General features: G+C 67.3%; 4 protein-coding genes, 1 pseudogene, 1 CRISPR repeat array and 1 riboswitch. All 5 genes and pseudogenes read right to left on the bottom strand.

From position 1 onward, the window contains the following. Nucleotides 1-47: 47 nt before the first annotated feature. Nucleotides 48-747: direct repeats of the CRISPR family, unit length 29 nt; unit sequence GGGACCATCCCCGCGGGTGCGGGGAGCAG. 610 nt (nucleotides 748-1,357) lie between these two features. Further along, on the bottom strand, nucleotides 1,358-1,906 hold the full coding sequence (gene tpg, locus AC3ET4_RS29775) for a telomere-protecting terminal protein Tpg (protein WP_431954905.1): 549 nt from the start codon (nucleotides 1,904-1,906) through the stop codon (nucleotides 1,358-1,360). A gap of 360 nt (nucleotides 1,907-2,266) precedes the next feature. Then, nucleotides 2,267-2,431, bottom strand: a pseudogene (locus AC3ET4_RS29770) (DnaB-like helicase C-terminal domain-containing protein); the annotation flags it as partial. Nucleotides 2,432-3,903: 1,472 nt separating this feature from the next. Further along, on the bottom strand, nucleotides 3,904-4,104 hold the full coding sequence (locus tag AC3ET4_RS29765) for a hypothetical protein (protein ID WP_431954904.1): 201 nt from the start codon (nucleotides 4,102-4,104) through the stop codon (nucleotides 3,904-3,906). A gap of 47 nt (nucleotides 4,105-4,151) precedes the next feature. Beyond that, nucleotides 4,152-5,018, bottom strand: a complete 867-nt coding sequence (locus AC3ET4_RS29760) for a bifunctional 5,10-methylenetetrahydrofolate dehydrogenase/5,10-methenyltetrahydrofolate cyclohydrolase (RefSeq protein ID WP_431954902.1) — start codon at nucleotides 5,016-5,018, stop codon at nucleotides 4,152-4,154. Nucleotides 5,019-5,040: 22 nt separating this feature from the next. Continuing rightward, nucleotides 5,041-5,126, bottom strand: a riboswitch (ZMP/ZTP riboswitch). Between the two features lie 262 nt (nucleotides 5,127-5,388). After that, nucleotides 5,389-6,759, bottom strand: coding sequence for an NsdA family TPR-like regulatory protein (locus AC3ET4_RS29755; protein ID WP_488175979.1), 1,371 nt, complete (start codon nucleotides 6,757-6,759; stop codon nucleotides 5,389-5,391). Nucleotides 6,760-7,259 lie beyond the last annotated feature (500 nt).

Below are 7,259 nucleotides of genomic sequence, written 5' to 3'. Positions count from 1 at the left end.
GGGTGCGGGGAGCAGCTCATCGCCGCCGCGCTCGTCGTGGCCCTGCTGGGACCATCCCCGCGGGTGCGGGGAGCAGCTCATCGCCGCCGCGCTCGTCGTGGCCCTGCTGGGACCATCCCCGCGGGTGCGGGGAGCAGCGGTCCGGCCTGATCGACGAGATGTCGTTCGCGGGACCATCCCCGCGGGTGCGGGGAGCAGACCGCGCTGCAGGTCAGCCCCGAGGAGTCCCAGGGACCATCCCCGCGGGTGCGGGGAGCAGATTCCGTCCCCCCGGTCGCGGGGCTTCGGCATGGGACCATCCCCGCGGGTGCGGGGAGCAGGTGGGGCGGCACCACGCCGAGCGGGCTGGACTGGGACCATCCCCGCGGGTGCGGGGAGCAGCGGGCGGATCAAGGATTCGGCTTCCGCCCGGAGGGACCATCCCCGCGGGTGCGGGGAGCAGTCAGCGTGACCGATGACGGTGCTCGCGGTGATGGGACCATCCCCGCGGGTGCGGGGAGCAGCCGGTGATGAGCTGCCCGGGCAGTCGGGACAGGGGACCATCCCCGCGGGTGCGGGGAGCAGCGGTCGCAGGCGCCCTCCATGACCACGCCCAGGGGACCATCCCCGCGGGTGCGGGGAGCAGGACCAGAACCCCGGCGGCTCCGTCACCGTGTCGGGACCATCCCCGCGGGTGCGGGGAGCAGTCCCAGCCGTCGCGCTGCGACAGGGTGGCGTGGGGACCATCCCCGCGGGTGCGGGGAGCAGACTCGGCGACCTGCAGTTTCACACGCCTGGACCCCAGAAAAATAGCACTACCACGGAAACCGGCATATAGAACCAAACACCCAATCAGTGAGGCGAACCGGTCGACCAGAACCTTCAGCGCGTGTCCGCGTAGGGACAGGCGGGGCTACGCGCCCCACGGTTCCCCACCGCCCTACGCAAGCAAGTGGGTGCCTGTGGACAGAAGTCAGGAAACCGCAGGTCTCCGGCGCCGGTTCTACGCTTCCGTCATTGACAACCCCGCAACCGCCGGCCTTCACCCCGGTGCGTGAACAGGATTCCGGCTGCGGGCCTTCCACACGCCAGCGCTCATCTCGGACCCTGGCGGGACCCGGAAAAGGTCTCACCCCCAGCTTCACTTCGCGGGTCACACTCCGGGGCTTCGAGCTGCGTCTCCTGCAGCCCGGTGCCCAGCCGTCGGCGCAGTCCCGCTGCGAAGTCCGGTGCCGTGATGGCCTGCTCGCCCAGGACGGCAGCGACCTCGGCGGCACTGAGGCGCCGCGGTGCAGCAGCTGCGGATGGTGGGGTCGGCCTTGGCCCGGTGCCGAGTGAACGGCGGTTGGTGATCATTGGCCAAGGATTCCACTTGCTGCTACAGCTCGAAGTCGATGTAGTCGATGTCGGTGAACTCCACCTCGAGGCCGGCGGCGCGTCGGCCGCGGTCGCGGAAGTAGATCTCCTGTAGGCCCTCGGCTGCGATCGCGCGCAGTTGCTGCTCGCTGGCGCCGGTGTCCTGGGCGTCGAAGAGGCGGGCGGCGTATTCGGGTGGGAGGGCTTGGGTGATGAGGCGGAGGCGGGCGTCGTCGGTGCTGCCGGGTGCGGCGGTGAAGCCGAAGCGGGCGCGGGTGTCGATGACGATGCCGCCGGTGGTGGCGGCGGCCTGCTTGGCGCGGGCGCGGACCTGTGGCTGCCAGCGCTGGCGTACCTCGCGCTCTATCCGGGTGGCGAGGTCGGCGCGGGGGCGTTTGATCTGGTCCTTGACGTAGCGTTCCACGGTCCGCTGCGAGATCCCAAGCAACTCAGCTGCGGCCCGTGTGCCTTTGAGTTGCTTGACCAGGTAGCGCATCTGCGCCGGGGCCGACTTCGGGATCGGACGGGTGAACGCGCCCTGCACGGCCTTGTCGAGGCTGTCCCCGAGCATTCCCACCGCGGGTTCTCCTTCTGTGATGTGGCGCTTGATCATCTGTGCGGGCCGCTGGCGGCCGATCATGGCCCTGGATGACCGGATGTGCCATCCGGGTGATGATCGACCGCCAGCAGGCCGCCTGTGCCGTCCTGAGGGGTTGTAGGGTCTCGCGGCCCGTGGCACAGGCCGGGCCGCTGACCAGCGGCTTTCGATCTGTCTCACGGCGATGGCACACGGCTCAGTCTCACGAAACGTGGCACTTCCTCCGTACCTTCGCGAGGGCGCAGGCCCCTGACCTGCGCGTCTCGCTGATCTGCCGTCATGTGCCAAGATCGAATGAGACTGTGCCACGGGATTTGAGACCCCACAGGGGTGTCAGTAGCTGGTGGCCATGTCCACGAACCGGCTGTAGTGGCCCTGGAATGCCGTGGTGATGGTCGCGGTCGGGCCGTTGCGGTGCTTGGCCACGATGAGGTCGGCCTCGCCGGAGCGGGGTGAGGTCTTGTCGTAGGCGTCCTCGCGGTGCAGCACGATCACGATTGAGAACAGCCACCTTCATGACAGCCGGACCACTTCACACTGGCCAGAGAACAGCAGCCGCTTGGTCACCTCATGACAGCGGACCTGCCCGCGACCGGCCTCATGACCAGGCACCCAGCATCCCGTCCCGCTGACGCCCACCCAATGCCATCAACGCACCCACTCACAACAGCAGCGCGTGCCGTGCACTCCACCGTGGAGGCCTTCCACTGAGGCGGCAGCAGGGCGATCAATCACACCGCCGCGGTCTCGGGAGCTGCTCCCTATGGAGTCAGGCGCCAGGCACCGCCCCAAGTAGTTCGGCACTCGACTTAACCCCAGTCGAGCACCGATTTACTCGAGGCCTAATCAAAGCACGCGATTGGCCTAATCAAAGCACGCGATTGCCCTCAGCTACGCCATTGCATGCCCTATGACCTGCCTTCCGGTATGGCATATAGAGAGGCATACTGTGCGTACATCTGAGCAAGCTTCAGCGCATCATCCCGCATAGTCAAGAATTCGAGCAGGAGTGCGAGTAGCCGGTCTACACACTCCTGCTCTTGCCGTGCGGTCAAATGCTCCAACTTGCCCAGTCCATTGGATTCTATTTCGGATAGCGCCTCGTCAAGTATAAGTGCTTGCCACCCAAATCCGGAGCATTCCCCTTTGCGCACGATAAGCCACTCGGTGAATCCACGGAGAAGCCCACCCGAACGAGCCTGATCGTACCCAACGAGGAACATGTACGCATTTCTGTATCCATCAAGGCCATAAAGGCCCGGCCTGGATTGCACCCGCTCGATAAATTCTTTATCCATGGAACTCCCTAAAATCCGAAGTTGATCACATCGCCGTACTCCCACTGCGCCTTTTAGTCAGCGATCGCTTCGCCGCCTGCGGGCGTAAAGGCATCATAGACTCGGCCGTTCAGCACTACAACGTAATGATTACCCATGTTCCAACTGGCGGTATCCTGCCCGCGGTACGGCCCGAAGAACCCGGCCCCCGTGGGTGGAGTAATTCTGATGATCTGACCGTCGCCGAGGCTATCGCGGATCGCCTCGGCACACTCCCGGCAGTCGCCAGACTTTCCGATCATCCATACGGGCCGCGGCAGGCCCGGCACATTGAATGTCCCACAGGGCGTATCAGCGAGACGGTTCGATACCCCAGACTTGGGCAAGACTTTACATGCACGCTTGAGAAGTTTTAGTTCGTCGTAGACTTTGCCGAGCGTCTTCAGTTTGGCACCGACGAGGAAATCTACTGCGAGACTGCTGCAGTGATCGAAGTCCTTCGTCAGGGCCGGCGGCGGAACCAGCCGCGGCCCCGGCCCGGCTCGACTCCATCCACAGTGAGCGCCGCCCGCAGGCTGATCCGAGCTCGACGAACGCTTCGGTCCCGACGTCGGCCGGACGCCGCCCGGAGTGCGTGAGTCCCGAAGTCTGTGACTCCGGGACTCCCAGGCGGTTTCCGGGCCAGGCCGGGCACTACTTGAGCAGCAGGTGCAGGAGGCTCACCATGCCGACGCCGACCAGGAGGGCGACGCCGACGGCGGGGTGAAGCAGAGCGATGTATGTGGTGACCCCGCCGACCAAAAGCAAGAGCGCGGTACGCAAGTCGAGCCCGTTCCCGTTGTGAGCCGCCATCAGCAGAACCGCCCGCCAGGCCGACACGCGGGGGGCTCTCACTCTGAGCGACAACCTTGCGGACACGGCATCACCGGGTTGGCGAAGCGTCAGCGACGCTGCATGCCGAGCTGGTTCGCGGCAGCTTCCACGGTCTGCGCGAGCAGGACGGCAATGGTCATCGGCCCAACGCCACCGGGAACCGGAGTGATCAGACGAGCTCGGGTGAGGGCGGTGTCGTAGTCCACGTCTCCGACGTTGCCCGGGTTGTAGCCGGCGTCAATCACGACCGCGCCAGGTTTGATTTCCTCACCGCGGATCAACCGAGGCCGTCCGACGGCTGCTACCACGACATCCGCTTCCCGGACGATCGCCGACAGGTCAGCCGTGCGGGAGTGGCAGTACGTCACCGTCGCGTCCTTAGCGAGCAGGAGCATCCCGGCCGGTTTGCCAAGAATCGCGCTGCGCCCCACCACGACGGCGTGCTTGCCGGCGAGTTCGACGTCGTACGCTTCCAGCAACCGCATGATCCCGCCCGGAGTGCAGGACACGAAGCCCGGCAGCGCGAAGCTCATCGCGGCGAAGGAATGCATCGTGACCCCGTCGACGTCCTTCTCCGGAGCGATGGCCTCGAACGCCGCTCGCTCGTCGATGTGCGGGCCGCAGGGGTGCTGCAACAGGATCCCGTGCACTTCCGGATCGCTGGACAAGCCCGCGAGTGTCTCGATCAGTTCAGCGGTCGTGGTGGTGGCGGGCAGACCGATATGCCGAGACTGGATGCCTGCCTTGGCGCACCGCGCTCGTTTCATGCGGACGTACGTGGCCGAGGCGGGGTCCTCTCCCACCAGCACCGTCGCCAGGCAGGGACTGATTCCCGCTCGTCGTGAGATCTCCGCCGCCTTGGCAGCAGCCTCTTCGACGATGCGTTTGGCGAGGCTGGTGCCATCCATGAGCTGGGCCGTCTGAGTCGCGGACATCGTTGCCCTCCAGGCGTTGCTGACCACTCGCCCAGGCGCACGGCAACGACGTCTCGTCAGACCGCTCCCCGGTGGTGCTCCACCTCAGCGCCAGTCACGGCCCACGCTGAACTGTAGTAGACGCAGCACGCTCACACCCGACCAGCGTCCTCGGCCGGAAGCGACCTGCGAAGGCCCACCTCCTACAGTGACGTCATATCACGTAAACATTCCAGACGCGTCCCCACGCCGGATGCCTCCCGAACTGACAGACAACGGCCAGCTCACGGAAACACGCAACGCCGCCCACAAAGGAATCGTGGAAGCCCGGTCTCGGACCCGGCAGCGCCCCGCCAGGAGTGGTACCCCGGCGGGCGCAGGCGTGTCCGGGTCAGGATGCGTGCGCGGCCTGCCAGACCCGGGCCCGCTCATCCAGGTCGTGTGCGAGACGGACGCCGCGGCGGCCGAACACGCCGAGCTGGCGGCGGATGCCGGCGACCTCGTCGACGGCCCGCGCTGACCGGACCCCGTTGAGGAGGTCCAGCGCCTTGCCCCAGGTGCCGCACGCGGCTTCGACGTGGCCCTGTGCGGCCTGCTCCCGGCCCTGGGCGGCCAGGGTGAGGGCGGCGATGCGCTCGTTGCCGGTGCCCGGGCGCTGCCGGGCTGATGCCGCGAAGTGCCGCTCCGCGTTGGCGTGGTCGCCGAGCGCGTGGAACGTCTTCGCCGTGTGGGAGGCCACAGTCGCCTGCGGGGAACCCCAGCGCGCCGCCCACACGGGCAGCTCGGCGGCGTCGCCGGACCGGCTGAGGTCCTGTGCCGCGCGGACCTGACGGGCCGCCTCACGGCCGCCCCCGACGTTCGCCAGGGCGCGGGCGCGGGTGATCGCGAACAGGCTCTCGGTCGCGGGGTCGGCCTTGCCCTTGACCATGGCGAGCGCGGCGTCCGCGAGGTCGACGGTGCTCTCCGGGCGGCGGATGTCCATGCCGTTGTGGGCGAGGATGCGCAGTATCCACGCGGCGTGCATGTCGTCGCCGGCCTCGCGGGTCAGCGCGTACGCCTGGAGGTAGTAGCGCTGGGCCAGGCCGTGCTCCCCGGCGTCGTACGCCTTCCAGCCGCAGAGGTAGGCGACGCCCGCGGCGGCAGACAGGGCGTCCGCGTGGTCGGCCTCGCTGGAGAACGCGGCCCGGCACAGATCAGCGACGTCGGACCGGAGGTACTGCACCACGGCGGTCCGCCCGTGCTGTCCGCCGTGGCGCTCGTCGATCCTGGTGAACAGGTCGGTCATGTCCTGCACGGCGTCGATCTGCGCGCGGCCTGCGCGTGGCCCCAGGTGCTGGGCGCGATCCTGGCGGTCGAGGGCTTCCTCTATACCGAGCGGGAGAGCAGCGGCCGCGACGCTGTATGCGGCATTCGTGAGGAAACTGCGGCGTTGGATGTCGGCCTCCCCGAGGCGACGTAGCATGTCTACCGGATCGGGCCCCAAGGACGTCCCAAGCGCACCTTGGGGTCCGGCCATCTCCGGGACGGAGAAGCCAAGTTGAGCGGGCGCGATGTGACGGCCCAGTCTCCTTGAGATCGCCTCCGCAATGTACGCCGCCGTCTGGACGTTCGGCTCTTTGCCGGCCATCCAATGGGCTACAGCTGACCGGTTCGTCCTCAAGGAATCGCCGGCCTCGGCCGCCACGGTGCGCACCGTGGTGGCGAGCTGTTCGTAGCTCAGGCCCGCTTCCCGCAAGGCCTCCTGCAGTGCGTCGTTGCGCACGCGCGAGTGATTCACGACTTCCGTCACCCTCCCAAGCAGGGCGTTAAACGCGGTAAACACCTTCGTGCTGACCGGTCGTAGCAAGACCACAGTAGCGGTCGGTGTACTCGCCGTAACAGCAGACCGGCAGCCGCTTGGGGGCCAGCAGCTATGGCGAGTGAGATCAGAGACCAGTACGTCGGCGAGGAGCCCGGCCCCGGCGTGATGGTGACGACCGCCTATGAACGGCAGTTGGCCGTGGCGCACTGGCTGCTCCAGGCCGCCGCCGTAGAGCCCCGGACACAGCGGGTGGACTGGGAGGTGCACGGGCTACTCCTGCTGGAGTGCGGTGCGCTGTTCTCCGCTACGCGTGCGGCCCATGCCGTGAGGCTCGCCGCCTGGACGTTGCGTGGCCCTGCGATATTGATCCGAAACGGTTGGGGTTCTGGGTCGTTGATGATGTGTGAGCGATCTGGTGGGGGACGCGCGGCATCTGTCGCCTTCGGCGCAGGAGGCCCTGA

The sequence above is a fragment of the Actinacidiphila sp. bgisy167 genome (assembly GCF_057707665.1).
This window is presented reverse-complemented; position numbering and strand designations above follow the sequence as displayed.

Bases quoted from the DNA above. Each gene is read 5' to 3' on its own strand.
- tpg (WP_431954905.1), bottom strand. From the start codon at position 1,906: ATGCTCGGGGACAGCCTCGACAAGGCCGTGCAGGGCGCGTTCACCCGT.
- AC3ET4_RS29760 (WP_431954902.1), bottom strand. From the start codon at position 5,018: ATGTCCGCGACTCAGACGGCCCAGCTCATGGATGGCACCAGCCTCGCC.